3 protein-coding genes are annotated in these 2,288 nt (G+C 46.8%); all 3 read left to right on the top strand.

Annotated elements, in window-relative coordinates; translation table 11 throughout:
* A partial coding sequence (locus tag A3750_RS03140) for a heterodisulfide reductase-related iron-sulfur binding cluster (RefSeq protein ID WP_255374860.1) occupies positions 1-739 on the top strand: 739 nt, incomplete at its 5' end.
* A gap of 130 nt (positions 740-869) precedes the next feature.
* Entirely contained in the window at positions 870-1,169 is a 300-nt protein-coding gene (locus tag A3750_RS03135) for a hypothetical protein (RefSeq protein WP_068452093.1), read from the top strand.
* A 118-nt stretch (positions 1,170-1,287) separates the two neighbouring features.
* Positions 1,288-2,262, top strand: coding sequence for a bifunctional riboflavin kinase/FAD synthetase (gene ribF / locus A3750_RS03130; protein WP_068452090.1), 975 nt, complete (start codon positions 1,288-1,290; stop codon positions 2,260-2,262).
* Positions 2,263-2,288 lie beyond the last annotated feature (26 nt).

Below are 2,288 nucleotides of genomic sequence, written 5' to 3'. Positions count from 1 at the left end.
TGCATGCGTTCAAAAAGCAGTGACTCCGCAAGTCGATGAGGCAACACGAGTTGTTTTTGAAGCACTTGGCTACCGGGTTCAGGAAATTACCGATGCAGGTTGTTGTGGCGCTTTGAGTCAGCATACGAGCGAGCAAGCCAAAGCGAAGGCATTGGCGAAGCGGAATATCGATGCCTGGAGTCAGTGGATCGACAACGAAAGTGCTTCTGCGATTGTTGCAAACGCATCCGGTTGTGGTGTGTTTGTTAAAGAGTACCCGGAGCTGTTTGCTAAATCAGACCCGTATTACGAGAAAGCGCTCTGGTTAGCTGAGCGCTGTAAAGACCCGGTTGAGTTAATCGATCAGAGCGCGCTGGCAAAGCTCCAGAGCCTGCTTGGGGATGATCAGGGCAGCAGATCGGATAAGGTGCTCGCCTACCATCCACCATGCACCCTACAGCATGGTATGAAACAGTCTGGGGCGGTGGAGAACGTGTTTAGCTCTTTGGGTGTTCAGTTGCGTTTGCCTCAAGATTCGCACCTTTGTTGTGGTTCTGCCGGCACCTATTCGCTGCTTCAGCCAGAGCTTTCCGACACGCTTCGGAGCAGAAAAATCGCTTCACTTGATGCGATTGAGCCGGAGCTTGTATTAAGCGCGAATATCGGCTGTCAGTCGCATTTGGCAGCAAAAACTAATGTTCCTGTTGTTCATTGGCTGCAATATCTGGCCCAAATGTTAACGAATACAACAAAGGTGTGAACTGGTTCTGAATTAGTTAGTACTGGCTTTATTTTGATCAGTTAACGCGATTTAATGTCGAGTAACAAACTGTTTCAATCAAAATCGCGAAATTTGGATTTCTGAGTAATACGTGATTTAGGAGGGGCCAATGAAACTTTTAACAATGTTGACCTGTTTTTTCTGCTTGGTTTTTTCAGTCGCCTCTGCATATGCGGATGACGATGAATTTAAACCGGCTTATCAAAATGTCGATAGTTACGACGTCGATGATTCAAACAAGTTCTTTGTTCGTTATCAGGGTCGAGATTACTATACTTCAGGTCGTGAAGACGGCTTTCGCGTGAACGAGAATAACGAAGAGTCTACCGATGAAACGGTGGGTATTTTGACCTTTCTGATAGCGCCTTTCTCAATTCTTTATATGAACCTGATCGGCTGGTGGGAATAAACCAGCCAGTTATCGGGTCAATATCCCAAAGTTTCGCTTAATTCTTGAGCGCTTCATTGAATATGTAAGCTTTGAACCAGTATAATCTGCGGCTATTTTTTGCAGTGATACAAGGCCAATGAAGCTTCTTCGTGGTTTACACAATCCACCAATTCCTGACGCAGGCTGTGTCGCCACCATCGGAAATTTTGATGGTGTGCATCTTGGTCATCAGGCGATTGTAGAGCGCGTGATCGCCAAAGCGCATGAGCTTGGCTTGCCTTCTCTCGTGATGGTGTTTGAGCCGCAGCCACAAGAGTATTTTCGTGGTGAGCAAGCGCCAGCTCGAATCATGAGATTTCGAGATAAGTTTGAGTGCCTTGCTAGCTTGAAGCTCGATTACCTATGTGTACTAAAGTTTGACGAGTATTTTCGAAGTTTGACCGCGAATGCATTTGTTGAACAGGTGCTGTGCGATCACATTAAAGTGACGCATCTCGTGATCGGCGATGACTTTCGCTTTGGTGGTGATCGCCAGGGTGATTTCAATCATTTGGTTCAATCAGGAGAAAAACTTGGTTTTGGCGTAGAGCGCACCGAGACCTTTTGCACGCAAGAAAGTTGTGAAAATGGTGAGCGAGTGAGCTCAACGCTAATACGAAAGGCATTGGCTGATGGAGAGTTGGGTGATGCGAAGGCCTGTATGGGACGCCCTTTTACTGTAAGCGGGCGGGTGATGTATGGGCGTCAGTTAGGGCGACAGCTCGGGTTTCCTACCGCGAATGTTGCTCTGAAGCGGAAACATAGTCCTGTTTCAGGTGTTTTTGCTGTTAAGGTTGATGTTCAGACAGGTCGCCATAAAGGCGCTTACTTTGGCGTTGCCAATGTGGGCAAGAAACCAAGCGTCGGGGACTTTGAAGCGAATCTTGAAGTTCACTTATTTGATTTTTCCGGCGACCTTTATGGGGCCAGAGTTCAAGTCGAACTGCAGAAAAAAATCCGTGAAGAGCAACGGTTTGAAAGCGTCGATGCGCTTGCCGAACAAATACAAAAAGATAATCTTGTTGCGAGAGAGTTTGCAGCACAACAACGACAGCCGTTAAGGCTAGTTTGAGATGAAGTGATAAAACTATGAGTGAT

It is taken from the genome of Oleiphilus sp. HI0079, assembly GCF_001635105.1.
Note: the sequence above shows the minus strand (reverse complement) of the source record. Positions and strands in the feature narration are given on the sequence as shown.

Coding starts and splice junctions, on each gene's coding strand:
- A3750_RS03135 (WP_068452093.1), top strand. CDS start 870: ATGAAACTTTTAACAATGTTGACCTGTTTTTTCTGCTTGGTTTTTTCA.
- ribF (WP_068452090.1), top strand. CDS start 1,288: ATGAAGCTTCTTCGTGGTTTACACAATCCACCAATTCCTGACGCAGGC.